General features: G+C 67.2%; 26 protein-coding genes. 16 read left to right on the forward strand and 10 right to left on the reverse strand.

What is annotated here, in order from left to right; all coding sequences use genetic code 11:
- Window positions 1-122: 122 nt before the first annotated feature.
- Both IEV93_RS03940 and IEV93_RS03945 read right to left on the reverse strand, forming a co-directional pair.
- Window positions 123-1,511 (reverse strand): FAD-binding oxidoreductase, encoded by a 1,389-nt coding sequence (locus IEV93_RS03940; protein ID WP_188487093.1) that lies wholly within the window; start codon window positions 1,509-1,511, stop codon window positions 123-125.
- 115 nt (window positions 1,512-1,626) lie between these two features.
- The gene (locus tag IEV93_RS03945; RefSeq protein WP_188487095.1) at window positions 1,627-2,535 is read right to left on the reverse strand and encodes a LysR family transcriptional regulator; all 909 of its coding nucleotides are present in this window, start codon (window positions 2,533-2,535) and stop codon (window positions 1,627-1,629) included.
- Between the two features lie 19 nt (window positions 2,536-2,554).
- Here IEV93_RS03945 and IEV93_RS03950 point away from each other — a divergent pair, with 19 nt between their 5' ends.
- A complete protein-coding gene (locus tag IEV93_RS03950; RefSeq protein WP_188487097.1) occupies window positions 2,555-3,469 on the forward strand; it encodes a LysR family transcriptional regulator in 915 nt (304 codons plus the stop codon).
- A gap of 27 nt (window positions 3,470-3,496) precedes the next feature.
- On the opposite strand, the gene IEV93_RS03955 is transcribed toward IEV93_RS03950, so the two are convergent.
- Window positions 3,497-4,093: a TetR-like C-terminal domain-containing protein gene (locus IEV93_RS03955; protein ID WP_188487099.1), complete on the reverse strand. Its 597-nt coding sequence runs from the start codon at window positions 4,091-4,093 to the stop codon at window positions 3,497-3,499.
- The gene (locus tag IEV93_RS03960; RefSeq protein ID WP_229705119.1) at window positions 4,090-4,917 is read right to left on the reverse strand and encodes an SDR family NAD(P)-dependent oxidoreductase; all 828 of its coding nucleotides are present in this window, start codon (window positions 4,915-4,917) and stop codon (window positions 4,090-4,092) included. Before IEV93_RS03960 ends, IEV93_RS03955 begins: the two co-directional genes overlap by 4 nt.
- Window positions 4,918-5,105: 188 nt before the next feature.
- On the opposite strand from IEV93_RS03960, the gene IEV93_RS03965 reads away from it, so the two are divergent.
- Together IEV93_RS03965 and IEV93_RS03970 are read left to right on the forward strand one after the other, a co-directional pair.
- On the forward strand, window positions 5,106-5,963 hold the full coding sequence (locus tag IEV93_RS03965) for an NAD-dependent epimerase/dehydratase family protein (protein ID WP_188487103.1): 858 nt from the start codon (window positions 5,106-5,108) through the stop codon (window positions 5,961-5,963).
- A 35-nt stretch (window positions 5,964-5,998) separates the two neighbouring features.
- Window positions 5,999-6,865 (forward strand): LysR family transcriptional regulator, encoded by an 867-nt coding sequence (locus tag IEV93_RS03970; RefSeq protein ID WP_188487105.1) that lies wholly within the window; start codon window positions 5,999-6,001, stop codon window positions 6,863-6,865.
- Window positions 6,866-6,914: 49 nt separating this feature from the next.
- Here the strand turns inward: IEV93_RS03970 and IEV93_RS03975 are convergent, their stop codons facing one another.
- On the reverse strand, window positions 6,915-7,643 hold the full coding sequence (locus tag IEV93_RS03975) for a lysophospholipid acyltransferase family protein (protein ID WP_188487107.1): 729 nt from the start codon (window positions 7,641-7,643) through the stop codon (window positions 6,915-6,917).
- Window positions 7,644-7,877: 234 nt separating this feature from the next.
- Here IEV93_RS03975 and IEV93_RS03980 point away from each other — a divergent pair, with 234 nt between their 5' ends.
- The 4 genes from IEV93_RS03980 (at window position 7,878) to IEV93_RS03995 (ending at window position 11,808) form a co-directional block, all read left to right on the forward strand.
- Entirely contained in the window at window positions 7,878-8,864 is a 987-nt protein-coding gene (locus IEV93_RS03980) for an ATP-binding cassette domain-containing protein (protein WP_229704876.1), read from the forward strand.
- Complete coding sequence (locus IEV93_RS03985) at window positions 8,861-9,709, forward strand: ABC transporter permease (protein ID WP_188487111.1); 849 nt, start codon at window positions 8,861-8,863, stop codon at window positions 9,707-9,709. Before IEV93_RS03980 ends, IEV93_RS03985 begins: the two co-directional genes overlap by 4 nt.
- A gap of 74 nt (window positions 9,710-9,783) precedes the next feature.
- Window positions 9,784-10,443 carry a TMEM175 family protein gene (locus IEV93_RS03990; RefSeq protein WP_188487113.1) on the forward strand — a complete coding sequence of 220 codons (660 nt, stop codon included), beginning with the start codon at window positions 9,784-9,786 and terminating at the stop codon, window positions 10,441-10,443.
- A 102-nt stretch (window positions 10,444-10,545) separates the two neighbouring features.
- Entirely contained in the window at window positions 10,546-11,808 is a 1,263-nt protein-coding gene (locus IEV93_RS03995) for an MFS transporter (RefSeq protein ID WP_188487115.1), read from the forward strand.
- A 1-nt stretch (window position 11,809) separates the two neighbouring features.
- On the opposite strand, the gene IEV93_RS04000 is transcribed toward IEV93_RS03995, so the two are convergent.
- Window positions 11,810-12,973 carry an ROK family protein gene (locus IEV93_RS04000; RefSeq protein ID WP_308691157.1) on the reverse strand — a complete coding sequence of 388 codons (1,164 nt, stop codon included), beginning with the start codon at window positions 12,971-12,973 and terminating at the stop codon, window positions 11,810-11,812.
- A 632-nt stretch (window positions 12,974-13,605) separates the two neighbouring features.
- On the opposite strand from IEV93_RS04000, the gene IEV93_RS04005 reads away from it, so the two are divergent.
- From IEV93_RS04005 to IEV93_RS04025, 5 genes are all read left to right on the forward strand, one after another.
- The gene (locus tag IEV93_RS04005; protein WP_188487119.1) at window positions 13,606-14,784 is read left to right on the forward strand and encodes an LLM class flavin-dependent oxidoreductase; all 1,179 of its coding nucleotides are present in this window, start codon (window positions 13,606-13,608) and stop codon (window positions 14,782-14,784) included.
- A gap of 52 nt (window positions 14,785-14,836) precedes the next feature.
- Window positions 14,837-15,943, forward strand: a complete 1,107-nt coding sequence (sfnG, locus tag IEV93_RS04010) for a dimethylsulfone monooxygenase SfnG (protein ID WP_188487121.1) — start codon at window positions 14,837-14,839, stop codon at window positions 15,941-15,943.
- A gap of 2 nt (window positions 15,944-15,945) precedes the next feature.
- A complete protein-coding gene (locus IEV93_RS04015) occupies window positions 15,946-17,160 on the forward strand; it encodes an SfnB family sulfur acquisition oxidoreductase (protein WP_188487123.1) in 1,215 nt (404 codons plus the stop codon).
- Between the two features lie 62 nt (window positions 17,161-17,222).
- Window positions 17,223-17,753, forward strand: coding sequence for a tetratricopeptide repeat protein (locus IEV93_RS04020; RefSeq protein ID WP_188487125.1), 531 nt, complete (start codon window positions 17,223-17,225; stop codon window positions 17,751-17,753).
- A gap of 679 nt (window positions 17,754-18,432) precedes the next feature.
- A complete protein-coding gene (locus IEV93_RS04025; RefSeq protein WP_188487127.1) occupies window positions 18,433-19,440 on the forward strand; it encodes a sigma-70 family RNA polymerase sigma factor in 1,008 nt (335 codons plus the stop codon).
- 90 nt (window positions 19,441-19,530) lie between these two features.
- Here IEV93_RS04025 and IEV93_RS04030 read toward each other — a convergent pair whose 3' ends face one another.
- Both IEV93_RS04030 and IEV93_RS04035 read right to left on the reverse strand, forming a co-directional pair.
- Entirely contained in the window at window positions 19,531-20,235 is a 705-nt protein-coding gene (locus IEV93_RS04030; RefSeq protein WP_229704877.1) for a hypothetical protein, read from the reverse strand.
- A 332-nt stretch (window positions 20,236-20,567) separates the two neighbouring features.
- Window positions 20,568-20,978 carry a VOC family protein gene (locus tag IEV93_RS04035; protein ID WP_188487129.1) on the reverse strand — a complete coding sequence of 137 codons (411 nt, stop codon included), beginning with the start codon at window positions 20,976-20,978 and terminating at the stop codon, window positions 20,568-20,570.
- A 109-nt stretch (window positions 20,979-21,087) separates the two neighbouring features.
- Between IEV93_RS04035 and IEV93_RS04040 the strand changes: the two genes are divergently transcribed.
- The 4 genes from IEV93_RS04040 (at window position 21,088) to IEV93_RS04050 (ending at window position 23,898) form a co-directional block, all read left to right on the forward strand.
- Complete coding sequence (locus IEV93_RS04040; RefSeq protein ID WP_188487132.1) at window positions 21,088-22,368, forward strand: sensor histidine kinase; 1,281 nt, start codon at window positions 21,088-21,090, stop codon at window positions 22,366-22,368.
- Complete coding sequence (locus IEV93_RS04045; protein WP_268237449.1) at window positions 22,361-23,029, forward strand: response regulator; 669 nt, start codon at window positions 22,361-22,363, stop codon at window positions 23,027-23,029. Before IEV93_RS04040 ends, IEV93_RS04045 begins: the two co-directional genes overlap by 8 nt.
- An 87-nt stretch (window positions 23,030-23,116) precedes the next feature.
- A complete protein-coding gene (locus tag IEV93_RS22585; RefSeq protein ID WP_268237450.1) occupies window positions 23,117-23,248 on the forward strand; it encodes a hypothetical protein in 132 nt (43 codons plus the stop codon).
- Between the two features lie 95 nt (window positions 23,249-23,343).
- The gene (locus IEV93_RS04050) at window positions 23,344-23,898 is read left to right on the forward strand and encodes a hypothetical protein (protein WP_188487134.1); all 555 of its coding nucleotides are present in this window, start codon (window positions 23,344-23,346) and stop codon (window positions 23,896-23,898) included.
- 9 nt (window positions 23,899-23,907) lie between these two features.
- Here IEV93_RS04050 and IEV93_RS04055 read toward each other — a convergent pair whose 3' ends face one another.
- Window positions 23,908-24,228, reverse strand: coding sequence for a helix-turn-helix domain-containing protein (locus IEV93_RS04055; protein WP_188487136.1), 321 nt, complete (start codon window positions 24,226-24,228; stop codon window positions 23,908-23,910).
- A gap of 96 nt (window positions 24,229-24,324) precedes the next feature.
- On the reverse strand, window positions 24,325-25,074 hold the full coding sequence (locus IEV93_RS04060) for a TetR/AcrR family transcriptional regulator (RefSeq protein ID WP_188487138.1): 750 nt from the start codon (window positions 25,072-25,074) through the stop codon (window positions 24,325-24,327).
- Between the last annotated feature and the right edge of the window lie 21 nt (window positions 25,075-25,095).

Consider the following 25,095-nt stretch of genomic DNA (forward strand, 5'->3'; position numbering starts at 1 on the left):
TACCGCCCCCGTCAATCACTTTCGACGTTATGTCCGCCGTGTCGGCTCGGCCACCTGGTTAGACGAAGGTGCAACCGGCCATAGCCAAAACGCACAGTGTCACCGCGCGCGGCCCGAGACGCTCACACCCGCGGAGTCCTGACCACATGCCCGACGCGGAGAACACCGTTCGGGTCGTGCTCCTCGGCCAACGCAGCCAGCCACGCCCTGGTCTCTTCGTCGTAGCAGCGGGCGAGAGAATCGGGATCCGCCGCGGGCGAGAAGTTGGGGAACTCACCACCTGTCGACCACGGGGCCATCGCCTCGATCACCCGCGCCGCGTGTGCGGGAATCGCATCGGCGACCGGGGGGACCAACACACCGATCGTGAGAAGCGAGTAGGCCGCGCCACGGTGACAGAAGGCGTCTGCGGCGCCCCCGCGCGCCATCTCCCCTCCGAGCAAACGGAGTTCGACGATCGCCTGCGGCGAGCCGGAGCCGGCACCGGCCACCTCGATCATCGTCTCGACTGCGTCGACTGTCAGTTCCGAGAGCAACGTGTGCCGCTCGTGAGCGGGCATCGGGTCGACCGGATCGGAATGGACCGCGCCGATGTCGCGGTAGGGCATCACCCCGATCGTGTCGACGACAGGGGTGGCCACGGCCCGCATCGGACCGAGCTCGGCCTCTGCGGCGTCTGGATCGCCCACCGAGGCATATCGGACTGCGACGGTGAATCTCCCCGCCAGTGGTGGCGGCACATCCGGTGCCTGCGGCAACTGCAGGAAGGCGATGGAGGTGGTGACGTCGTCGGAGAGATCAGCGGTCCACCTGCGCCAGGCGCGCAGAACCGCCGCGGAGTCGGATCCATCGAAATACAACGCACCGCCGTATATCTCGGCGATCGGGAGGAGGTCGATCTCCACCGACGTCACGATGCCCAAGGTGCCCTTGCCACCACACAGTCCGGCGAACAGATCCGGCCGGGCGGCCGGGGTGACGTGCAGCTGCTCGCCGGTACCGGTCACCAGGTCGAACGACCGGACCCGGTCGCAGGCCAGCCCGACCGACCGGACGAGGGGACCCACGCCCGCGCCGGTGAGGAAGCCGATCACACCGACATCCGGTGCCGATCCGACGACCGGTGCCAGACCGTGCACCGCGGCCAGGTCGATCACCTGCTGCCACCGCACACCGGCTCCCACACGGGCAGTACGGGTCTCGGGATCGATCACGCAGCCGGTGAGGGATGCGGTGTGCACGAGGATCGACGACTCATCGATCGGCAGGGCCCCGTGACCGGTCGAGGCGACCGCGACGGTGAGTCCGTGCGCAGCAGCAACTCGCATGGTGGCGCTCACGTCATCACCGGAGGTGGCGAGCACCACCGCACTCGGGCTGACCTCGACATCCAGTCTCCACGGGACCGCCCTGTCGTACCCCGGCTCGCCCGGGCCGGCGACGACACCTTCGACGGCGGCGCGCAGATCGGGAATCGGATCGGTGGTCGGCGGTGCGGCGAGCGTGCTCATGATCGTCCTCAAGGTCGGGAGTCGCGGTCTTTCCCGACGCTAAAGGCGCCCACCCGGCCACGCCCACCGCGTTAGTCGAAGATGCAAGTGGCCATAGCCAAAACGCACAGCAGTGTCATACGGGTCCCGAACGACGCACGGCCTCGACGTCGTCACCGTGAAGCTGTTCGAGGAACGACGCGAGCAGGGGCGGGATGTAGACGGCCGAATAGACCAGCGTTGCGCGCGCGACCATCGCCGGTTGCAGCGGCAACGCTCGTCCGCCCGCGGCCACCACCGACCGCGACATCGGCTCGGTCATCACCGCGGCGCCGACGCCACCGGTCACCAGACCGGGCAGGGCGACCAGCGGTATCCCGCTGAGGACGATCACGGGCTGTACGTGGACCGACTGCAGTGCCACGAAGGCCTCGTCGCCGCCGACCGTGCGCGCGCTGGTCGCCATCCGGAGGGGACCGGCGGCCACCAACTCCTCGAAGCTCTCGATGTGTCCGAGGGCGGGCGGCAACGCCAACACCAGCACCTGATCGAACAGCCATTCGCTCTCCAGATCGTCGGGGGCGTCGGCGTCGAGGACGATCGCGGTCTCGATCGTCCCGGCCCGCAGGGCGTCGATCGCCTCTGCGGGATCGGTGATCGGCACGACGTCGATGCGCGCCTCGGGGCGTGAAGCGGCGAACGACAGGGCGAGGTCAGGCATCACCAGTCCGTAGGAGACCCCGACGGTGACCGCCAACGTCATCGGCCCGGATCGCCCCTCCCGCAACCCCTCAATCAGGCGTTCGACGACCCGGTGATCCAGAACCGCCTGCCGCGCGGGCGGCAGCACTGCGGCACCCTCGGGGGTCAGAACGAGCGCGTTGCCGGTGCGATGGAACAGGGTGATCCCCAGTTCGGCCTCGAGGTTCTTCAGAGCGCTCGACACCGTCGGCTGGCTGACCCCGAGTGCGCGAGCCGCGTTGCCGAGCCCCTGTTCGTCGGCGATGGCAACCAGGCACTCGAGCATCGATGTCGTCACGTTCACGGCACAATTGTGATCGTTGATGTCCGACGACCACCGATGGGACCCGATGGAGATCTCCTCCCGACTGCTTCGCCAGTGCGTGGCGATCGCAGACGCAGGAACGATGAGCGCGGCGGCGCAGGAGCTCGGGCTCAGTCCGTCCGCGCTCTCGCGGGCCCTCGCGCGGTTCGAGGAACAGACGCAGCTCACGGTCTTCCGCCGTCAGGGCTCGCGTCTGGAACCCACCGAAGTCGGTCGGGATCTGCTTCGTGCGGCTCGACGCGTGGTCACCGATCTCGACCTCGTGTCGTCTGTCGCGGCCGATGCCGCCGGTGGTCGGGCGGGAACGATCACGATCGCGGCGCCGCCGGGTGCGGCCGGCTCCCCTCTACCCGAGCTGATCGCCGCCGCGCTGCGCGGACGCCCGCACCTCACGGTCGACATCGAGCGGGTGCAGTCGTCGACCGAGGCGGTCGAGTCGCTGCGGGCCGGTCGTTGCGAGCTTGCCCTGGTGCCGCGCCTGGCCACACCGCCCGATCTCGCCGGGGTACACATCGGCAGACACGAACTCACCTTGATCATCCCCTCTGCGTGGATCCACAAGGGGCGCATCGTCACCGACGACCACGAGCTGCGCTGGCTCGGCGAATTCCCCTACGTGGCGGGCCGACCCGGCACCTCCTCGACCCACGCGATGGCCCGTCTGCGGCGCGCCGGTGCGCGGCCACGCGCAGTCGTCACCAACGCGCCCCTCGCCTCGATCCACGGTCTCGTGGCCGCGGGTGTCGGGGCGGCGATCGTCACGAAGAAGTCCGTGCCGCACAATGATTCGCAGATCCGAGCGATCGAATTGCGACCGCCGCTGGACTATCCGCTCACCCTGATGCACCGACCCGGCGAACAGTCTCCGGTGGCCCAGGTCTTCCTCGAGAGCGCGGTGGAACTCGACGGCTGAACTGCACCGATCAGGCAGTCGTGAGCATCAGCTGATCAGCACGCCGCGCAGGGCCACGTCGGCGAGCAGGTCGGCCTCGGCGCGATTCAGGGGTGCATGCCCCGAGACCAGACGAAAGATGATGGGACCGAACAGGACATCGTTCACGGCCTGGAAGTCCAATGCGGGGTCGACCTCACCGCGATCGATGCCCCGTTGCCACGTCGCGAGAACCACCTCACGGCGGTGGTCGAGAAAGCGGGTACGCAACAGATCTCCGGCCACCGGATCGGTGACGGCGGCTGCGAGCAACTCAGCATAGATGCGGCCCTGCGCGGTCGCGTAGAACTCGGCGACCATACGCATGTGGGCGCGCAGATCACCTTCCGTGCTACCGGTATCAGGGGGCGTGACGGTGTCGGTCATGTGGTGAGCGAATGCCTCGACCGCGAGCGTCAGCCTGTTGGGCCAGTGCTTGTACAGCGTCGTCTTGCTGGCTCCCGACTGCGCGCTGACGGCATCTGTTGTCGCCGCTGCCAACCCTCCCGCGGCGAGGAGTTCGGCCGTTGCCTCGAGTACCGCTTCGTGCACCCGCCGCGACCGTGGGCGGTCGAGCCGCGACGACGGCTGTGGTGCGCCACTCATGCGAATGCGGTGGCCGTCGCGATGGCACGGGTGGCATCCAGATCCGCCGAGACGGCGGTCATCTTGGCCTCCATCCCCGCCACCGCATCAGCGCCCAGGGGAAGACGCAACGGAGGGTCCGGACGCCCTGCCACGTCGACGATCGCGGCCGCCGCTTTGATGGGGTCGCCCTGCTGAGTTCGGTTGCGCGCGACCGCGCCCTCTCTGGTGCGTCCCGAGGTGTCGGCGTAGTCGGCGATGATCGCGCGCGCCGTGTCCAATGAACTCCCGTCGAGGAAGTCGGTGCGGAACACGCCCGGTTCGACGAGCGTGACCGCGATTCCCAACGGTGACAACTCGTTACGCAACGCCTCACCGAGGCCCTCGACCGCGAACTTCGACGCCCCGTAGATGCCCCAGCCGGCGCCGGGCTGACTGAAACCTCCCATCGAACTCATCATGATCAGGTGCCCTGAACGCTGTCGGCGGAGCACCGGCAGAACCGCACGAGTCACCGCCAACACCCCGAAGACGTTGACCTCAAACAACGCACGGGTCTCGCTGTCCGACACCTCCTCCACCGCACCGACCATGCCACGCCCGGCGTTGTTGACCACCACATCGATTCGTCCGAATCGTTCGATTGCCGACTCCACGGCCGCCTCGACCTGGGCCTTATCGGTCACATCGACCGCTGCGGTCATCAACCGATCGGCAGACCCGGTGACATCGATGCGTTCGGTGATCTCCTCCGGGCGCCGCGCACACGCGACAACAGCATCACCACCATCCAGGGCTTGCCGCACGATCTCGAGGCCGAATCCTCGTGAAGCACCGGTCACCATCCACACCTTCATGGTCTTCCTCTCGTCAACCTGAACGTACTGTACTCACAGTACACATAGTGCTCGACGACTGGCCCCACATCCCGCCCATGCCCAGCGGGCATCACAGGCGACCGAGCAGGTATTGGACGTCGGCGCGACATCGCGGCACGGTGAAGTGGAACCAATTGCGATGGAAAGGAATTGACATGAAGATCTTTCTCACCGGAGGGTCCGGGTACATCGGACAGTCGATCATCAGCGAGCTCGTCCGGCAGGACCACAGCGTGGAGGCGCTGGCCCGGAGCGAGCGCGCCGACACCGCGGTCCAGGCTGTCGGCGCCACCGCGGTTCGGGGCGGTCTCGGCGACCTCGACGTCCTCAATCAGGCCGCCGCACGCGCCGAGGCGGTCATCCACCTCGCTCAGGCGTCGGGCGGAGACGAGGATCTGGCTGCCGCGACGGCGATGCAGGACGGGATCGGCGCAGGGGTCTACATCCACACCGGCGGGAGCTGGGTCTACGGGAACACCGACGGCGTGGTCGACGAGAACGCCCCATGGAACCCGCCGGGTCTGGTCGCCTGGCGGCGGCCGGTGGAGGACGCGGTGCTCGCGCGTGCCTCGGCGGGTGGACGGCCGGTGATCATCCAACCCGGTTTGCTCTACGGCGGCGACAACCGACTGATCGAGGAGTTCTTCATCCGACCGGGCAGGGACGTCGACGCTCTCCCCTACATCGGCGACGGGGGCAACCACTGGGCGTTGATCCACGTCGACGATCTGGCTCGGCTCTACGTCGCAGCACTGTCGGCCACAGCGGGTTCGGTGTACATCGGCGTCGGCGACGTCAGCCCCACCGCGAGGGAGGTCGTCGAAGCCTGTGCGCGGGGAGCCGGACTCACTAACAAGACCACCTCGATCTCCCTCGACCAGGCCCGCGCCGACATGGGACCGGTTGCCGACGCCTTCGTCCTCGACCAGCAACTCACCTCAGCCAGGGCCAAGTCGGATCTGGGTTGGGCGCCCACGCACGGCGATCCGCTGGGAGAGTTCGCCCGCAGTTGAGACAATGACGCCGGAGGAAGGGGATGAGGTGAGCGATGGACGTCGATCTGCGTAAGCTCCGCTATTTCGTCGCAGTGGCCGATGAATTGCATTTCGGCCGCGCTGCCGACCGTCTGCACATCGCGCAGCCGGTGCTGTCCCGGCAGATACGGGCGCTCGAGGACGAGTTGCGTGTACCGCTGTTCGACCGCGATCGTCGTGGGACCACGCTCACACCGGCCGGTCAGCAGCTCCTCGACGACGCGCGCCCTCTGCTGATGTCCGCCGAGGCACTCACCCGCCGGGTGCAGGCGGCCACCGACGGTGGCGTCACCTTCACCATCGGTTTCATGCCGGGCATAACGCTGACCTCGGTGGTCAAGGCCATGCGCGCCAAGCATCCGGACCTGAGCGCCCGACTACTGCGGACGGGGTGGGACAACCAGGTGGAGGTCCTGCACGACGGTCGCGCCGACGTCAGCATCGTACGACTGCCGATCGACCAGACCGGTCTCGAACTCCACCCTCTGTTCACCGAGCCGAGACTTGCGATGGTTGCGACGAACCATCCACTGGCGCAGCGGGAGTCCGTGTGCATCGCCGAGCTGGCAAACGACCATCTCCTGCAGGATCCCGACGCTGTACCCGAGTGGCGAGACGTGGCGGTCGAGATCCGAACCGGCTCGCGGCCCTCCGTCCCCGCAATTCACAGCGTGGAGGAGAAACTCGAACTCGTGGCCGACGGCACGGGTATCGCGGTACTCCCCGCCTCCACCGCCGGCTTCTACACGCGGCGGGGTGTGGTGGCACTCGCGGTCGACGACCTCGGACCGAACCGCGTGGCCCTCGCCTGTCCGATCGACAGACGCACACCGCTGGTGTACGAGTTCGTCGAAACGGCCCAGGCTCTGCTTCCCGAGTGACCGAGCAGCCCTGGGCTGCACCGGTAACCGCGCGACGCGGCCGTCTCGATCAGCGCGGCGAGCGAGCCCAGGCGAGATCAACGGCGTGCTGCAGGTGACCGCGCAGGGCATCGGTCACGTCGGCGACTGTCTCGCCCGCGCTGACCTCGCGCGGGCGCCCGAGCACGACGTCGGCGCCGACGCGGGTGCCGTCGCGGTATGCGATCGCCATCGGCAGGATGGCGACCCGCGCCTGCGCAGCGATACCCACGGCGATCTGACCGACCCCCGACGCGATCGGCAGCAGCGTCGACGGGTCGACGTCGTTGCGGGTCCCCTCGGGGAAGATCGCGATGCTGTCGCCGCGGACGCCGCGTTCGACACACACCGCGATCATGCGGCGACTGGCCGCCGCCGCGGTCTCGGGATGATTGTCGCGGGCGCGGAAGACCGGGATGCAGCCCATCATGTCGAGGTTCGCTTTTTGCTTGGGATCGTCGAACAGATCGTTCTTCGCCAACACCCTGATGCGGCCGATCAGCCGTCGGATCGGCGAGCGCGCCACCGTGGCGGCGGCGATGTACTGGTCCTTGCTGGACAGATGATTGATGCAGATGATCAGTCTGACCTGCTCGTCGACGAGTTGCTTGATCTCCGACCGCGCGGTGTCGTCGAACGACACCCGCGGACGAAACTTGGCCGCGAGTGCGAAGTACGCGAACGTCGCCTTTATCCGCGGCTGCTGATGATCGGTGTAGAAGTCGTAAACCTTGTCTGCGTTCTCCACCGTCACCTTCACGAAACCTACGGTACCGTAACCGGCTTTGGGCCCGCGAGCGTCGGATTCCGCGGGTCCGGAGCGATGAGTGGGAGCAGACCGATGAGTTCCGCGCGCCGGCGTGGTCGGTATCTGCACACCCGCATCCTCGAGGAGAGCACGATGCCAGCATCCACCACAGACCGCTCCGACCTCGGCGCCACAGCGCCGAAAAACGATGGCCAGATGTCCGACTCTGCCGCTAGGTTTGGCGGCATGTCCGCACCCGGTTCCGCCCCCGCGATCGAAGCCATCGATCTGGTCAAGAAGTTCGACGACAACACCGCGGTCGACGGGGTGAGCTTCACCGTCCCGCAGGGCTCGGTCCTGGGGCTCCTCGGCCCCAACGGCGCCGGCAAGACCACCACCGTCCGCATGATGACCACTCTCACCCCGCCCACCAGCGGTACCGCGCGCGTCGCCGGCTACGACGTCCGCGAGAACCCGGACATGGTCCGACGCAGCATGGGGCTCACGGGGCAGGCCGCGACGGTCGACGAGCTGCTCACCGGCCGCGAGAACATCGCGATGATCGGCGGGCTGTACGGGATCTCCCGCAAGCAGCTCAAGAAGATCAGCGGCGAGCTGCTCGAACAGTTCTCCCTGACCGACGCCGCCGACCGCACCGTGAAGTCGTACTCCGGGGGCATGCGCCGCCGGATCGACCTCGCGGTCAGTCTGCTCGCCGCTCCCCCGGTCCTGTTCCTCGACGAGCCGACCACCGGGCTCGATCCGCGCAGCCGATCCGAGCTGTGGGACGTCCTACGCGGTCTGGTGAAGCAGGGAACCACGTTGCTGCTGACCACGCAGTACCTCGAAGAGGCCGATCAACTCGCCGACAACATCGTCGTCATCGACAAGGGGACGATCATCGCCCAGGGCTCGCCGCTGCAGCTCAAGGAGCAGGCGGGCAAGGCCAGCCTGGTGCTGACCGTCTCGCATGCCGACGACATCGCCCCGGCCGAGGCGTTGCTCCGCAAGACCGGGGGCGAGGTGTTCGTCGACCTCGGCGCCCGCCGCCTGACCGCACCCGCCGACGGCCTGGCCGACATGAACCGCATCATCGGGTGGTTCACCGAGAGCGGCATCGAGGTCGATGACATCGGCCTCTCGCGCCCCAGCCTCGACGACGTGTTCCTGTCCCTCACGGGTCATCGCACCGAAGACGATTCCGACACCGACACCCTGGAGACCTCGGCATGACCACCACCGCAGCGGCACCGACCACACCGTCGACCCGACCCGACATCAGCTCGACCAATCTCGCGCAGCAGTCGTGGATCATGGTCAAGCGCAACCTGATCCACACCAAGCGACAGCCGGAGATGCTGTCCGACGTCACGGTCCAACCGATCATGTTCGTCCTGCTGTTCGCATTCGTGTTCGGCGCCTCGATCACCGACACCGGCGGCGTCTCCTACCGCGAGTTCCTGCTGCCCGGCATCATGGGCCAGACGATCGTCTTCTCGGCGTTCATCGTCGCCGCGGGCATCACGTCCGACCTCGACAAGGGCATCATCGACCGGTTCCGCTCGCTCCCCATCGCACGATCCTCGGTTCTGATCGGCCGCAGTATCGCCAGTCTCTTGCACTCGTCGATCGGTATCGCGGTGATGGCGGTGACCGGGCTGCTGATCGGGTGGCGCATCCGCAACGGTGTGCTCGACGCCGTCCTCGCGTTCCTGCTGATCCTGCTGTTCGGCTTCGCGATGATCTGGTTCGGCATCCTCGTCGGTTCGCTGATGCGGTCGGTCGAGGCGGTCAACGGCGTCATGTTCACCGCACTGTTCCCGGTGACCTTCCTGGCCAACACCTTCGTACCGACCGGTCCGATGCCCACCTGGCTGCGGGTGATCGCCGAGTGGAACCCGATCTCGTCGCTCGTCCAGGCCATGCGCGAACTCTGGGGCAACGGGCCGGCCGCGGCGCCCGGCGCACAACTGCCGCTGCACCACCCGGTGCTCTCGACGATCATCTGGGCGGTGGCACTCACCGTCATCATCGCGCCGTTCGCCCTGCGCGCCTACAACAAGCGCACCGCCGACTGACGTCGCCATCGCTCGACCGGGCGCCGTACCTCCACACGAGGTGCGGCGCCCGTTCGTCTCGGTAGGCTTCGCCGGTGACCGAGAAGTCGACACCGGCCGACGAGCGTGCGGCCCTACGTCTGTTCGCGCTCACCGATGCGGTCTTCGCCATCGCCATGACGCTGTTGGCCATCGATCTGAAGGTCCCCGATCTCCCACCGGACGTCACCTCGGCCGAGCTGACACGGGCGATCGGGGAACAGTGGCCGAGCTACGTCGCCTTCGCATTGAGCTTCTATCTGATCGCGAAGTACTGGGTGCGTCATCACCGGGAGATGCGTCATGTCGTCACCTCTACGCCGGCACTCGTCGGCCGAACTATCGCCCTGCTGTTCACCATCACCGCCATGCCGTTCGCGGCCGCCCTGCTCGGCCAGCACGGGAGCACCGGCGGGATCGCGGTGGTCATCTACTCCGGGGTGAACGCCGCCGCCCTGCTCGCTCTGCTCAGCGTCGACCGCGAGTCCCGCCGACTGACCGCCGACGAGGACCGGAGCGCGTCGAGCACGGCCGATCTCGTCTGCGATCTTCTCGCCTACCTCGTTGCCGCCCCGGCCGCATACCTCTTCGCCGGGCATGGCGTCATCGCGCTGACGGTGTGTCTCGTGGCCTCGGGACGCACGGCTGGTGTCATCCGACGCCGCCGGGAGCGCCGCGCGGCCGTCGCGTCCCCACCCGCCACCCCAGCCGGATAGTTCACAAGTCGGTCAAATCGGCCGCACCGCTTTGTGTTTCACGCCCGCTCCGGTAAGTCCTTAGGGACAGGTACCACCACCGGCGCGGACGGATGATGCGGCATGGCGACGACGAGAACCGACACACTCGACTCCGATCAGCGATCGGCGTTCGCCGCGAGTTATCTCGGCTGGATGATGGACGCGTTCGACTACTTCATCCTCGTCCTGGTCTACAAGGAGATCGCCGACGACTTCGGCGTCTCCCTGGACAAGATGGCGTATCTGACCACCGTCACCCTGGTGATGCGCCCGGTCGGCGCCTATCTCTTCGGCATCTGGGCGGACAAGGTCGGTCGACGCACCCCGCTCATCGTCGACGTCTGCCTCTACTCGGTGATCGGATTCGCCTGCGCCTTCGCGCCCAACTACTGGGTGCTGTTCGTTCTCCGACTCCTCTACGGGATCGGGATGGGCGGCGAGTGGGGACTCGGGGCCGCCCTGTCGATGGAGAAGGTGCCTGCCGCGCGACGCGGATTCTTCTCGGGCATCCTGCAGGGCGGCTACGCAGGTGGCTATCTGCTGGCGTCGGTCGCGTTCCTCGGCACGAACTCGTGGCTCGGCCTGAGCTGGCGGTATTTGTTCGCCCTGTCCATCCTGCCCGCGTTCGTGAGTCTGATCATCCGGATGAACGTCAAGGAATCCGAGGTGTGGGTCAACACCAAGGCGCTGCTCGAGAAGAACAAGACATCAGTCCGCACCGTCTTTCTCAACCGGAAGGTGTTGCGGAGGTTCGTCTTCCTGGTGATCCTGATGGCGGCGTTCAACTTCCTCTCGCACGGCACCCAGGACCTCTATCCGACGTTCCTCAAGTCCGATGAGCACGGCGGCGCCGGTCTGAGCGCCTCCACCGCCACCTGGATCGCAGTCCTCTACAACGTCGGTGCGATCATCGGCGGGTTGGTCTTGGGATGGGCGTCGGATCGTATCGGCCGTAAGGGGGCGATCCTGATCGGCGCCCTGCTGACGCTTCCGATCATCCCCATCTTCGCGTACTCCACCACTGCCGGGATGCTCTGCCTCGGTTCGTTTCTCATACAGGCAGCCACCCAGGGCGCCTGGGCGTCGGTACCTGCACACCTGTCGGAGATGTCGCCCAACGCGATCCGCGGCTTCTATCCCGGCGTGACCTATCAGCTCGGCAACGTGGTCGCAGCACTGAATCTGCCGCTGCAGCAACATCTCTCCGAGAGGTGGGGCTATCCGACGGCGCTGGCCGTGACGGTGGGAGTCGCCGCGGTGGCGGTTGCCGTGCTGACGATGATCGGCAGCCAGGCCACCGCGGTCGACTTCACCGACGAGAAGGAACCAGTGCCCGTCGGATGACTCACGCGGTGAGCGCGAGAGCCTCCAGTGGGTCGCTGTAGATCGCGTCGAGCGACACCGCGCCGGCGGCCTGCTGCTGCACGGACGCACCGGCGCGGGTCACCCGGACATCGCGATTCGGGGCGGCGGGCGTGTTGCGGACGGCCTTGGCGACCGCGGGCAACGTCGACGGGGAATCGGTGAACGCCTGACCGCCGAGGATCACGTGGTCGGGGTTGAAGATGTCAGCGACCAGCGACACCGCGCGACCGAGCACCTCGGCGCGTTCGAGCAGGATCGCCGACGCCGTCGGGTCGTCCGCCGCTGCCGCCGCGTGGACATCGTCGATGTTCTCGACGGACAGACCGGCGGCCCGAGCGGCCTCGACCACCCCGGTGTCGCTCGCCGACGGCTCGAGCTGACCGGTGCGGTGCGGATCGAGCAGGGTGGTGGGTCCGCTGGGGAAGTGACCGATCACCGGCGGGCCGGCGGTCGGGGTGTAGACCGTGCCACCGACGGTGAACGCGATGCCCACCATCTCGCGGGCGTAGAAGTACAGGAAGCTGCCGCTCTCGTCCTTGGGGTTGACCAGCAGTTCGGCCGCGGCCATCGCCTCGACGTGCGACGCCACCGACACCGGCAGTCCGAGGGCCTGCGAGAGCACCGGTCCGACCGGGGCGCCGGTCCAACCCAGGCGCGGATGGTCGACGAGTCCACCTTCGGAGACCCGGCCGCCGATGGCGACGCCGGTCCACAGCACGCGCTGCGCAGGCCATCGCGAGGCGAAACGGCGTGCGCTGACACCGATCGCGGTGAGGGTCTGTTCGGCGGAGTCGCCGGCCGGGGTCGGGATCTGGATCGCTCCGACCACCCGGTGCAGCAGGTCGTGGGTGGTGATCGAGGTGACCTTGAGTCCGATGTGGATGCCCACGGTCAGGAAGCTGTCGACGTTGAGCTCGAACGGGAGGCGGGGGCGACCGATGGCACCCGCCGGGGCCAGATCGGCGCGCTCGCGCAGCAGGCCCGCCCTCAACAGGGCGCTGACCTGGCGGTTGACCGTCGAGATGCTCAGGCCCGACTGTGCCGCGGCGTCGTCACGGAAGATCGGACCCTGCAACCGCGCGGTGCGCAACACGACGGCCGACGGCTTCGTCGACAGATGCAGCTGCGGGGTTGCGATGTGAATTTTCGGCGTCCTCGTGGGCAGCGGCCCGGTCGCCGCTCCTGCGTTGAGGGCCCGCGAGCCGCCGTACGCCAACGGACCGGTCTGACGTGTGCGTCGTGCAGCCGGCCGGGCCGGCTGTTCGGTCGGACGTGCCGCCGCGGGCTGTCGCGTGCGATTGGAGAGGTGGTCGAGCGTCGTGGTCATGTCGTCCTCGTTGAATCTGCCACACCGGGCGCGGAAAGCGCAGGTAAGGGAGCGAATGTCTGAATCGCCGAGAGGCCGGGGATCGGCGAACTCGGGGTCGGGTCAGAACGCTCAGCAACAGAAGAGACGCACGAACGGCAGACGGCAGCCCAAAGCGGTGATCACGTAGGTGACCTCCGGGATGTGCGACGTCGAGCTCGGCATGAACTGCAATCTAGCAACATGAACTCTCGGCGGCAAAGGTCAGCGCCTCCGCAGTGGGTTCGACACACCTGCAGGTAGACCCGCTCTGCGCGGATTCTAGCCAGCTCACAGCACCGCCAGAGGGGTTGCGATCACGCCGATCCAAAGACCAGGGCGCTGCGCCCCCGGCGGTGAGACTGGAGGGCGACCTCGCCTACGTCAGCAGTTGTTCCTCTCCCCGAGCCCGTCTCGCGAAAGGTGTATGTGTGTCCGTTCGTCTCCACTGGTTCCTGCCCACGTACGGGGACTCCCGGAATCTGATGGCAGGCGGCCACGGGTCGTCGATGTCGGGCGACCGACCCGCCGACCTGCGCTATCTCAAGCAGCTCGCCGGAGCGGCCGAGGTCAACGGATTCGAGTCGGTGTTGACCCCGACCGGGCTGTGGTGTGAGGACGCATGGCTCTCGACGGCGATGCTCGTGGAGACGACCGAGACCCTCAGGTTCCTTGTGGCGCTTCGTCCCGGGCTGACCAGCCCGACGCTGTCGGCTCAGATGGCCGCGACCCTGCAGTGGCAGTCGAAGGGACGTCTGCTGCTCAACGTCGTCACCGGCGGCGAGTCGAGCGAGCAACGCGCGTTCGGTGACTTCCTGTCGAAGGACGCCCGCTACGAGCGGTGCGGGGAATACCTCGACATCATCAACCGACTGTGGACGTCCGACGAGCCGTTGTCGTTCAACGGCAAACACCTGCGGGTCGAGGGCGCGTCGCTCGCCCGTCGTCCCGATCCACTGCCCCCGATCTTCTTCGGCGGATCGTCACTCGCCGCGGGCGCGGTCGCCGCTGCGCACGCCGACACCTATCTCACCTGGGGGGAGCCGCCCGCCGCGGTTGCCGAGAAGCTGGACTGGATCCGCGGGCTCGCAGCACCGTTGGACCGGTCACCCGGATTCGGGATCCGCCTGCACGTCATCGCACGCGAGACCTCCGGTGCGGCGTGGGCCGAGGCCGACCGGCTGCTGAGCTCGCTGGATCCGACGGTGATCGAGAACGCGCAGGCATCGTTGCGGCGCTCGGAATCCGAGGGACAGCGCCGGATGCGTGACCTGCATGGCGGCGGGGATGCCTACGTCGCCGGCGGCGACGCGCGCACCCTGGAGATCTACCCGAACCTGTGGAGCGGCGTCGGTCTCGTCCGTGGTGGAGCGGGCACCGCGCTGGTGGGGTCGTACGACGAGGTCGCCGAGCGCATCTCCGAATACGCCGACCTCGGCATCGACCACTTCATCCTCTCGGGCTACCCGCACGTCGAGGAGGCGTACCACGTGGGCGAGGGCGTACGACCGGCGTTGCGTCGGCGAGGCCTGCTCCATTCCGATCCGGAGACCACCGAGCCTGTCCGGGGCGCGTTCCTCTCTACTCTGGAGCCGTCAGGCGCATCGTGAGGCAGCGAGCGCCGAGTATTCATCGATCGATCGTCGACAAGAAAGAGCAGCAATGAGCACCGAGAAGATCGCGGACGAGGTCAAGTTCGCGTATTGGGTCCCGAACGTCAGCGGCGGTCTCGTCACCAGCGAGATCGAGCAGCGCACGAACTGGGAGTTCGAGTACAACAAGAAGCTCGCGCAGACCGCCGAGCGCGTCGGCTTCGAGTACGCGCTGTCGCAGGTGCGGTACATGGCGTCCTACGGTGCCGAGTTCCAGCACGAGTCGACGTCGTTCTCACTCGCACTGATGATGGCGACCGAGAAGCTCAAGGTCATCACCGCGATCCACCCCGGCCTGTGGCATCCCGCCGTGCTGGCGAAGTTCGGCGCGACCGCCGACCACCTGTCGAACGGTCGGTTCGCGATCAACGTCGTCTCCGGCTGGTTCTCCGGCGAGTTCAAGGCCCTCGGCGAGCCGTGGCTCGAGCACGACGAGCGTTACCGTCGCAGCGCCGAGTTCCTCGAGGTCATCCGCAAGATCTGGACCGAGGACAACGTCGAGTTCGCCGGCGACTTCTACCGCATTCGTGACTTCACCCTGAAGCCCAAGCCGCTCAACACCCCCGAGCGTCCGAACCCGGAGCTGTTCCAGGGCGGCAACTCCTCGGCAGCCCGTCGCAACGGCGGCCAGTTCGCCGACTGGTACTTCTCCAACGGCAAGGACTTCGACGGCGTCACCGAGCAGATCGAGGATCTGCGCTCGGTCGCCCAGGCCCACAACCGTGAGACCAAGTTCGGCCTGAACGGGTTCATCATCGCCCGTGACACGGAGAAGGAAGCCCGCGACACCCTGCGCGAGATCATCGAGAAGGCCAACAAGCCTGCGGTGGAAGGTTTCCGGGACTCCGTGCAGCAGGCGGGCAAGTCGACCTCCGACGGCAAGGGCATGTGGGCCGACTCGAAGTTCGAGGATCTCGTGCAGTACAACGACGGCTTCAAGACGCAGCTGATCGGTACGCCCGAGCAGATCGCAGAGCGAATCCTTGCCTACAAGAAGCTCGGTGTCGACATGATCCTCGGTGGCTTCCTGCACTTCCAGGAGGAGGTCGAGTACTTCGGCGAGAAGGTCATGCCGCTCGTCCGCGAGCTCGAGGCCGCCGAGAAGGTCTCGGCCTAGTCATGACCGCGGTCGCCGCCCCCCGGATCGGAACACGCGAGCAGGCACTGGATTCCGCGCGCCTGCTCGCGGCCCGGTTCGGTCCGGGGGCGGCGGCCCGCGACCGCGATCGTCGTCTCCCGCAGGCGGAGATCGCCGAGCTGGCCGCGTCGGGACTGCTCGCGATCACCGTGCCCGTCGAGTATGGGGGGACCGGTCTACCTCCGTCGGTTGTGGCCGAGGTGTTTCGCATCCTCGCCGCCGCCGACCCGAACATCGCGCAGATCCCGCAGAGCCATTTCGTGCAGGCGAACCTGCTGAGGATCGTCGGGACAACCGATCAGCGCCGGAAACTGTTCTCACACATCGTCGACGGCGGACTCCTAGCCAACGCACACGCCGAGCGGGACACCACCTCCTCGAACCTCGTCGAGACCCGGATAACGCCTGACGGCAACCACTTCCGTCTGCGCGGAACCAAGTTCTACTGCACCGGTTCGCTACACGCCGACACCCTGGCCGTGCTGGCGCGCCTCGATGCCCCGGCCGGCGGTCTCTCGGCGGGCGAGTACACCGTCTTCGTCGGATCCGACACCGATGGGGTCGAGATCATCGACGACTGGGACGGGCTCGGCCAACGCACCTCCGGTAGCGGCACAGTCGTGCTCGACGATGTCGCCGTGGCCGCAGAGGACGTGATCGCGCGCCACGCAGCGGTCGACGCCCCCACGGGTTTCGGTGCGTTCTCCCAACTGCTGCACGCGGCCATCGACACCGGTATCGCCGCCGGTGCACTGCATTCCGCAGTCGATTGTGTCCGCACCCTCTCGCGGCCGTGGTGGGAAGCGGGGGTCGAGCGTGCGGTCGACGACCCGCTGCTGATCCAGCGTTTCGGCGAACTGTCGGTGGTGGTCGCCTCTGCGGAGGCAACCCTGGAGGTGGCCGGACGCGCCGTCGACGCCATGCAGCTCTCCGCCGACGATCCGGTGTTGCTGGCCGCCGAGGCGTCGGTGGCGGTCGCGACAGCGAAGGTGGTCTCCGATCGCGCCGCCAACGAGGTGTCCAGCGCGCTGTTCGAGGTGTCGGGCACACGAAGCGCCGCCGACGACCTCAACCTGCACCACTTCTGGCGTAATGCGCGTATCCACACGCTGCACGATCCGGTTCGGTGGAAGTACCAACACCTGGGTCGATACGTGTTGCACGGCACGCCACCACCGTTGAGCGCGATCATCTGACCTGTGCACCACCGCTGCCGGCGGTACGGAAACGTCAGCCGATCGACAGTAATCTGTTTTCCGTGAACGAGCGTCGCCATGACACCGCCTCCGATACATGGGAAGAGCGGATCCAGGAGTTCTGGCGCACTGCCGATCTCGAGGACCGGTCAGGCGCGATCGAGCACATGCAGCGGCTCGTCGCCGAACGTGCACCCGACGATCCCGACGCCCGGTTCGAGATGGGTGGCGCGTACGACTCCTGCGGGTACGAGGAGCAGGCCGCCGCCGAGTATGCGGCCGCACGCGCACATGGTCTGCAGGGAGCTCGGCTCGCGCAGCTGAACATTCAGCAGGGTTCGACCCTGCGCAACATCGGACTGGTGGACGAGGCGGTCACGATGCTGCGTGCCACCGAACCCGACCCCTCGATCGGAGATGCTCGCGCGGTCTTCCTCGCGCTGGCGTTACGCGACGCCGGTCAACCGGACGAGGCACTGCGGGTCGCGATCGAGGCCCTGATCCCTCATTTGCCCCGCTACCAGCGTTCGGCCGCTGCATACGCGAGAGCGCTGACCGAACCCGGCGATGAGGGTGAGTCCCCGAATCGCTGACGGTGCGGAGACCGCGAACCGACTGTGTCGGCGGCCTCCCGTCGTGCGTCGTTCGAATTCACCACCGCTGACGGTGCGGAAGCCCCGCATCGAGTGTGCGTTGTTGTGTGGTCATCTCGCCCGGCGCTGTCAGCACACTCGAAGCGTGTTTCCACACAGTCAGCACCCCGGTCACTCGAAGTGCGTCAGCACCCCTGAGCCGACTGTGTCGAAACGGGCCATCGAGTGTGCTCGCGGCGCGACGCGAGCTCCACACAAACAGCGCACACTCGACGGCGCGTTTCGGCACCGTCGGCGGCTCGACGTCGTGCGTCGTTCCAATTCACCACCGCTGACGGTGCGGAAGCCCCGCATCGAGTGTGCGTTGTTTGTGTGGTCATCTCGCCCGGCGCTGTCAGCACACTCGAAGCGCGTTTCCACACAGTCAGCACCCCGGTCACTCGAAGCACGTCAGCACCCCTGAGCCGACTGTGTCGAAACGAGCCATCGAGTGTGCTCGCGGCGCGACGCGAGCTGCCCACAAAACAGCGCACACTCGACGGGGCGTTTCGGCACAGTCGGCGGCTACCCGTCAGCGCAGCGCGAGTCCACAACCCGCTGACGGTGCGGCATCCACACAGGCAGCATCGAGGGCCACTTTCCCTGGTCGGATGTCCGAGTTCTGCCGTAATCTCTGCCCATGACCGTGCAGACCACGACCGATGACGACTTCCTGGCGATCACCGAGCCGTATCGCCGGGAGATCATGGCGCATTGTTACCGCATGATGGGGTCGCATCACGACGCCGAGGACCTGGTGCAGGAGACCTATATCCGCGCGTGGCGCGGGTACGCCGGTTACGACCAGCGCGCGTCGGTGCGCACGTGGCTGCACAAGATCGCCACCAACACGTGTCTCACGGCCTTGCAGACGAAGAAGAAGCGCCCGCTGCCGTCCGGGCTGGGCGGCGACGCATACGACCCGACCGCCCCGCTCCTGCAGGACCATGAAGTCCCCTGGCTGGAGCCGTTCGCCGACGACGACACCGCGGCTCCGGCCGACACCGCCGATCCCGCGGCGGTCATCGGGTCACGGGAATCGATCCGGCTGGCGTTCATCGCGGCACTGCAGCATCTCCCCGAGCGTCAGCGCGCGATCCTGATCCTGCGTGATGTCCTGCAATGGCGCGCCGCCGAGGTCGCCGACACCCTCGATCTCACCGTCGCAACGGTGAACAGCCTTCTGCAGCGAGCTCGCGCACAGGTCAAAGAGGTCGCCCCCACCCGCGACTCGGTGTCCGAACCGGATGAGGCCACGCAGAAGGCGGCATTGGAGCGCTATTGCGCCGCCTTCCAGAACTACGACGTCGACGCCATCGTCTCGATGTTCACCGACAAATCGATCTGGGAGATGCCGCCGTTCACCGGCTGGTATCAGGGCGGCGAGCAGATCGGCACACTCATCCGGCGCAACTGCCCGGCAGAGAAGGCCGGCGATCAGATCCTGCTGCCCACCACCGCCAACGGTCAGCCGGCGTTCGGGCTGTACATGCGCGGCGAGGACGGCGTCCACCGTCCGTTCCAACTCCAGGTGCTGGAGCTGTCGGCGCAGGGCAAGGTCGACCACGCGATCGCGTTCTTCTCCGACGACATGGTCGGTGACTTCGCTCGGTTCGGTCTGCCCGAGACCGTCGCCCCGATCGACTGACCGGCCTGACCCAGAACACACATCGGCCGCCGGGTGCGAAACCCGGCGGCCGATGTTGTTCGTGCGGTGCTACCTAGAGGCAGCGGGAGATCACTTGGTGTTGACGGTGATCTTCGCGATGCCCACCAGCAGACCGGCCTTCACAGCGTCGGTCTTGAAGGTCTGGTTGAGCAGACCGGCAGCGGTCTCGGAGATCAGCACGCGGGTGCCCTCCAGGACTGCGGTGCCGTCGGCCTCGTTGGCCTGCAGCGGCTTCAGGGTGCTGCCGTCCAGGTCGAAGACGATCGCCTGGGTGGCGGCGACCTGGCCGTTGACGGCGACGTCGGCCATCAGCTTCGAGGTGCCGGGATCGATGGTCAGGTTGGTGATGTCGACCTTGGTCTCACCCGCGGTCAGCGAGAAGCCGGCGCCGGCGTGCTCGATCTTGCCCTGCACGTACGGCTGGATGCTGCCGGGCGTGTAGTAGGTCACGTTGCCGCCGGTGATCGGGAAGACCAGCGAGCCGTTCTCCAGCTTGGCTCCACCGACGACGCCGGGGGTCAGCTTGAGTGCGGTGAGGGCATCGGTGAAGCCGGTGTCCAACGCAACCGCGGTGTCGCGACCGGTCAGGGCCGGGATCTCGGCGACGGGCGCCGGTGCGCTCGACTCGGCGGCGGCGGACGAGGCCGGGGCGGAGGCCGCGGCGCTCGACGAGCCCGAGTCGGACGAGTCGTCGCTCGAGCAGGCAGCGGCGGGGAGGATGGCAACGGCGGCGATGGCGGCGGCCACCACGGTCTTGCGGTACTTGATCATCATGTGGGTGATTCCTTCTTTTCACTGTGTGCGGCAACGAAGCTCGTTGGCGACTGCATTTCGAGTCATCGAGATCATGACGGCTCCGAGGCAGATCGAACGCGGTAACGCCCGATCGCAACCGAACCGACGCATCAGTTCGCGACAATCACTCGATTGCAACAAAACCGACGCAGGAAGCCGCTCTGTGTCCGATTTTCATCGTGTACAGCGGAGCAGCGTCTCCATGTAGGGCATTCGCAGCCGGTGCGGTAGCGGCTTGGTCGGGATGTCGAAATAATCTGAGATTCCGCCGTTAAGACGCTGAAAGTCCAGCTCAGAGGGCAGAGGCCCTCTCAGGATTCACCGGAAATCGCCGCGGGATCCATCCACACCACCTCCCAGACGTGCCCGTCGATGTCCCGAAAACTGCGGCCGAACATGAATCCGTGGTCCTGCGGGTCCTTCCACGCCGACCCGCCCGCGGCGAGCGCGGTGTCGGCCAGGTGGTCGACCTCGTCGCGGCTGTCCGCGGAGATCGCGAGCAACACCTCGTGCGCCGAGGACGTGTCGCAGATGTCCCCGACGATGAAGTCGGTGAAGCGTGGCGTGTTGAGCAACATGATCGTGCACTGGTCGTTGAGCACGAGGGACACGGTGTTCTCATCGGAGAAGGCCTCGTTGACCGACAGCCCGAGTCCGGTGAAGAAGGCTCGGGACGCCGCGACATCGGCGACGGGCAGATTGACGAACAGCATTCGGGACACGGTGGGCTCCTGGGGTCGGGAGGTGGGGGGGTTCACCGGTACAGACACCGTCGGTCCGGTGAACTCATCGGTACCCGACGCGGAACGGCGTCGTTCATCCTTTGGCCGGATGCGCGTCCTTCGGGAGATGGCCCACTATGGACACACCATGGCCCTGATCTCCGACGTCCCGGTTCGCCTCGCGACACGTCGCCCCTGGCTGCCCGGTGCCGTCCGAGCCGAACTCGAGAACGATCCGCGTCCGCTCACCGGGAAGAGATCACCGCGCGACGTGCTGGTCGACGTGCTCATGATCCTGCTGGCCGTCGGCATCGGATTGCTCGGTGCGGTTCCACGGTTCCACGGTCACACCCTCAACCTCATCGCAGATCTGGCGGTCGGAGCCGCGTGCTGCGTCCTGCTCCTCTGGCGCCGACGCTGGCCGGTCCCGGTGGCCGTCGCGATCAACCTGGTCTCCATCCCGTTCGCCGGGGCCGGCGGCGCGGCCTACCTCGCCATCTTCTCCCTCGCCGTGCACCGGCCTCCGCGTTACTCGCTGGCGGTCGGCGCGCTCGGTATCGGGGCCGGGTTCGTCAACTACATGATCGTCGGGGTCGACAACGGCTTCCTCTTCAACGCGTTCTTCCTCGTCCTGCTCATCGCGGGCGCGATCGGCTGGGGCACGTCGATCCGTAACCGTCGTCAGCTGCTGATCTCGTTGGCCGAACGCGCCCGGCGGGCGGAGTCCGAGCAGCGCGAACGCCTCGCCGCGGCCCGGGCGGTCGAACGCGAACGCCTCGCGCGGGAGATGCACGACGTGCTCGCCCACCGGATGAGCCTGCTGTCGGTGCACGCGGGCGCGCTGGAGTACCGGCCGGACGCCCCGGCCGCCGACATCGCGCGTGCCGCGGGGGTCATCCGCAGCGGTGTGCACCAGATGCTCGAGGACCTACGCGACGTCATCACCATGCTCCGCGACGACTCCGAGGACCTCGCCGCGCAAACCAACTCACTGGCGACGGTGGACACCCTGTTCGACGAGGCGCGCCAGGCCGGTAGTCCCGTCCACGCCCACGTCGAGGTCGCCCACGGCGACGAGGTGCCCGGCGTCGTCGGACGCACGGCGTTCCGGGTCGTCCAGGAGGGGCTGACCAACGCACGCAAGCACGCGGGCACCGTTGCGGTGGGCGTCGACATCGTCGGCGGGCCGGGCAGCGGCCTGTCGATCACGATCAGCCAGCCGCTCAACCACACGTGCGACCGGGAGAAGATCCCCGGCGCGGGTTCCGGCCTCGCCGGGCTCGACGAGAGGGTCACACTCGCGGGCGGGACCCTCTCGCACGGCGTCGTCGAACATCGTTTCGTGTTGTCCGCCCAACTGCCCTGGGAGAAGGGAACCATCGGTGTCTGATCCGATCCGACTGCTGCTCGTCGACGACGAATGGCTGGTGCGTGCCGGGCTGAGGACGATGCTCAGCGGTGGGGCCGACATCGAGATCGTCGGTGAGGCGGCCGACGGTGAGGATGTCTCCGACCTCGCAGTGGAGTCGCGCGCCGACGTCGTCCTGATGGACATCCGCATGCCGCGGGTGAACGGTCTCGTCGCAGCCGAGCGTCTGCGCGCACTCCCCGATCCGCCCCACGTGGTGATGCTGACGACCTTCGACGCCGACGATCTCGTCGTGCGTGCGCTGCGCGCAGGCGCGAGCGGGTTCCTGCTCAAGGACACCCCGCCGCGCGAGTTGATCGCGGCGCTGCACTCCGTCGTCGCCGGAGACCCGATCCTCTCGCCGCAGGTGACGCGCCGGTTGATCGAACAGGTCACCGACCCGGACCCGGACGAACGCAAGGTCAGGGCGACCGGTCAGATCAGCGAGCTGACGCCGAGCGAGGTACGCGTGGCCGTCGCCGTGGCGCAGGGATCGTCGAACGCCGAGATCGCCCGCGAGCTGTTCGTGTCGATCGCGACGGTCAAGAGCCACATCTCGCACATCCTCGACAAGCTCGGTTTCAACAACCGTGTGCAGATCGCACTGCTGGTGCACGACGCGATGCCGGACAAGGTCGGCTGACGGTCACCGCACGACGGTAACGACGCGTCGGTACGCAGCGATACCAGGTGATAGTCGGAATCTTCTCAGTTCCATCTGGAGGTCACCATGACCGAGTACTCCTACCCGGCCGCGATCGCGGCGATGTTCGCCGCCCTCGCCGCCGACAGCGTCGTCACCGAACCCCCGGCGACCGCATCCGCCGCCGAACCCGACATCGGCGGTCCTGGCATCCGCTGACCGGATTGCCGCCTCGGCGTCCGTTCTGACCGGTTGTGCGCCAACAGATTCGGACATCACGGGGCCGTGGAGCGGTGGTGTGGTAGTCAGATGCGATGAAGAAGTTGATGCTCGTCCTGGTGATCCTGCTGGCGCCGGCGCTGATCGCCACCGGTTGCAAGTCCTCGTCGGATTCCGCGGCGAGCAGCACCGCACCGTCGGCGAGCGCGGTGGCGTCGTCATCGGAGGGGGCGGACTGCCCCACGTCCAACACGACCTCGTTCGCGAAGACCAAGTTCGTGCTGCACAGCGGGCTCGCCTTCGGCGCGTTCCACCGTTACCTCTACAAGCCCTACAAGGCCGGCACGTTCTCCAAGGGAGCCGACGGGCGGGTGACCGCGTTCGTCAAGGGTGGTGTCGCGGCGTTGTTCATCAAACGTGAGGTGCGCCTGGCGTCGGAGGATGTGAAGGCCAACCCGACTCTGTGCAAAGCCATCGCGGCGCCGCTCGCGAAGATCGGCGACACCGTGCAGGACGCCTTCGACAAGGTCAAGGGCGGGGACGCATCCGGGGTCGACTCGGTGAACTCCGCGATCAGCTCGATCACCTCGTCATCGAGCAAGAACGGCGTCGACATCAAAGAAGACGACAACCCGAACATCGGGGGCTGAGCAGTCCGCTCAGGCCACCGCCCGCATCGCGACACCGGTCGGACGGGCCGGTACGGCGCGCGTGGTCATCTCGGTGAGCAGGTCGACCAGCTCACCGCCGAGGGACCGGGTGATCGCGCTGATGACCTCCGACGACGCCTCCTTGTGACCGCGTTCGATCTCCGAGAGGTAGGTCATCGAGACGCCGGCACGTTCGGCGACGTCTTTGAGGGTGCGCTCCTGGCGTCGGCGGGCCGAGCGAAGCGTGTCTCCGAGCAGTTCGCGCATCAACGGACCCTCGGCGCGCGCCGGGGTGGTCTGCTCGGCGGGAACCACATGGAGATCTGCCATCGATGCCTCCGGTGTCTGCGATACGGGAATGTCCTCCAACCTAGTGGTGCCCCGCGCAGTCGGCCCGTGTCGCTCGGCGATTCCGCTCACAGCGGATTAACTCCGCAGCTCGGTGCCGACGCGGGCGGTGAGGCCGTCGAGCAGGACCCCGAGACCGAAGTCGAGCTCGTCGTCGTAGAACGTCGAGTCCCCGCCCGACCGCATCTCCCGGGCCGCGGCCAGCAGGGCGGGATACCGCTCCTCGTCGACGACCGCCTCGATGGTGGCCTCATAGGCGCCGTCGTCGCGTGACGTCGTGCCGTCGTGGCCGATGGCACCGAGTTGCAACGACTGCCGGACGTGATTTCGGACGAACCCGTCGAGCACCAACAGCGACGACATCTTCTCCTGCGCGGCGAGAGTGGTGCCGTCGAATGCCCGTACCCCCGACTCGGTCCAGGCCAGGACGTTCGGCGTCACCGGGGCCTGGTGCATCGGCACCGACACCACCCACGGGTGTGCCACGAGCGCGGCCGCCAGCGCGCGAGACCAGCGTTCGGCGCGCGTACGCCAGTCCTCCCGGTCGGCCCAACGCACCGCGGGTGGTCCATACGCCTCGTCGAGCATGACCATCCACAACTCGTCCTTCGAGTCGACGTAGCGGTACAGCGACATCGTCGTCATCCCGAGCGCGGCACCCACCGCCTTCATCGACACCGCCTCCAGTCCACTGCGGTCGGCGATCGCCACCCCGGCGGCACCGATGTCCCGGATCCCGACACCGGGTTTGGGGCCGCGGCGAACCTTCGTCTCTCGATCCCAGAGCAGCTGGAGATACCGCGGCATGAGGGCGACGTCGCTGGTCATGACGCCATCGTAACGAATTGC

The sequence above is a fragment of the Williamsia phyllosphaerae genome, assembly GCF_014635305.1.
Classification (GTDB): domain Bacteria; phylum Actinomycetota; class Actinomycetes; order Mycobacteriales; family Mycobacteriaceae; genus Williamsia_A; species Williamsia_A phyllosphaerae.

Excerpts from the sequence above, each read along its gene's own strand:
- IEV93_RS03940 (WP_188487093.1), bottom strand. The coding sequence starts at position 1,511 with ATGAGCACGCTCGCCGCACCGCCGACCACCGATCCGATTCCCGATCTG.
- IEV93_RS03950 (WP_188487097.1), top strand. The coding sequence starts at position 2,555 with ATGTCCGACGACCACCGATGGGACCCGATGGAGATCTCCTCCCGACTG.
- IEV93_RS03955 (WP_188487099.1), bottom strand. The coding sequence starts at position 4,093 with ATGAGTGGCGCACCACAGCCGTCGTCGCGGCTCGACCGCCCACGGTCG.
- IEV93_RS03960 (WP_229705119.1), bottom strand. The coding sequence starts at position 4,917 with ATGGTGACCGGTGCTTCACGAGGATTCGGCCTCGAGATCGTGCGGCAA.
- IEV93_RS03965 (WP_188487103.1), top strand. The coding sequence starts at position 5,106 with ATGAAGATCTTTCTCACCGGAGGGTCCGGGTACATCGGACAGTCGATC.
- IEV93_RS03970 (WP_188487105.1), top strand. The coding sequence starts at position 5,999 with ATGGACGTCGATCTGCGTAAGCTCCGCTATTTCGTCGCAGTGGCCGAT.
- IEV93_RS03980 (WP_229704876.1), top strand. The coding sequence starts at position 7,878 with ATGTCCGCACCCGGTTCCGCCCCCGCGATCGAAGCCATCGATCTGGTC.
- IEV93_RS03985 (WP_188487111.1), top strand. The coding sequence starts at position 8,861 with ATGACCACCACCGCAGCGGCACCGACCACACCGTCGACCCGACCCGAC.
- IEV93_RS03995 (WP_188487115.1), top strand. The coding sequence starts at position 10,546 with ATGGCGACGACGAGAACCGACACACTCGACTCCGATCAGCGATCGGCG.
- sfnG (WP_188487121.1), top strand. The coding sequence starts at position 14,837 with ATGAGCACCGAGAAGATCGCGGACGAGGTCAAGTTCGCGTATTGGGTC.
- IEV93_RS04015 (WP_188487123.1), top strand. The coding sequence starts at position 15,946 with ATGACCGCGGTCGCCGCCCCCCGGATCGGAACACGCGAGCAGGCACTG.
- IEV93_RS04025 (WP_188487127.1), top strand. The coding sequence starts at position 18,433 with ATGACCGTGCAGACCACGACCGATGACGACTTCCTGGCGATCACCGAG.
- IEV93_RS04030 (WP_229704877.1), bottom strand. The coding sequence starts at position 20,235 with ATGATGATCAAGTACCGCAAGACCGTGGTGGCCGCCGCCATCGCCGCC.
- IEV93_RS04040 (WP_188487132.1), top strand. The coding sequence starts at position 21,088 with ATGCGCGTCCTTCGGGAGATGGCCCACTATGGACACACCATGGCCCTG.
- IEV93_RS22585 (WP_268237450.1), top strand. The coding sequence starts at position 23,117 with ATGACCGAGTACTCCTACCCGGCCGCGATCGCGGCGATGTTCGCCGCC.
- IEV93_RS04050 (WP_188487134.1), top strand. The coding sequence starts at position 23,344 with ATGAAGAAGTTGATGCTCGTCCTGGTGATCCTGCTGGCGCCGGCGCTG.
- IEV93_RS04055 (WP_188487136.1), bottom strand. The coding sequence starts at position 24,228 with ATGGCAGATCTCCATGTGGTTCCCGCCGAGCAGACCACCCCGGCGCGC.
- IEV93_RS04060 (WP_188487138.1), bottom strand. The coding sequence starts at position 25,074 with ATGACCAGCGACGTCGCCCTCATGCCGCGGTATCTCCAGCTGCTCTGG.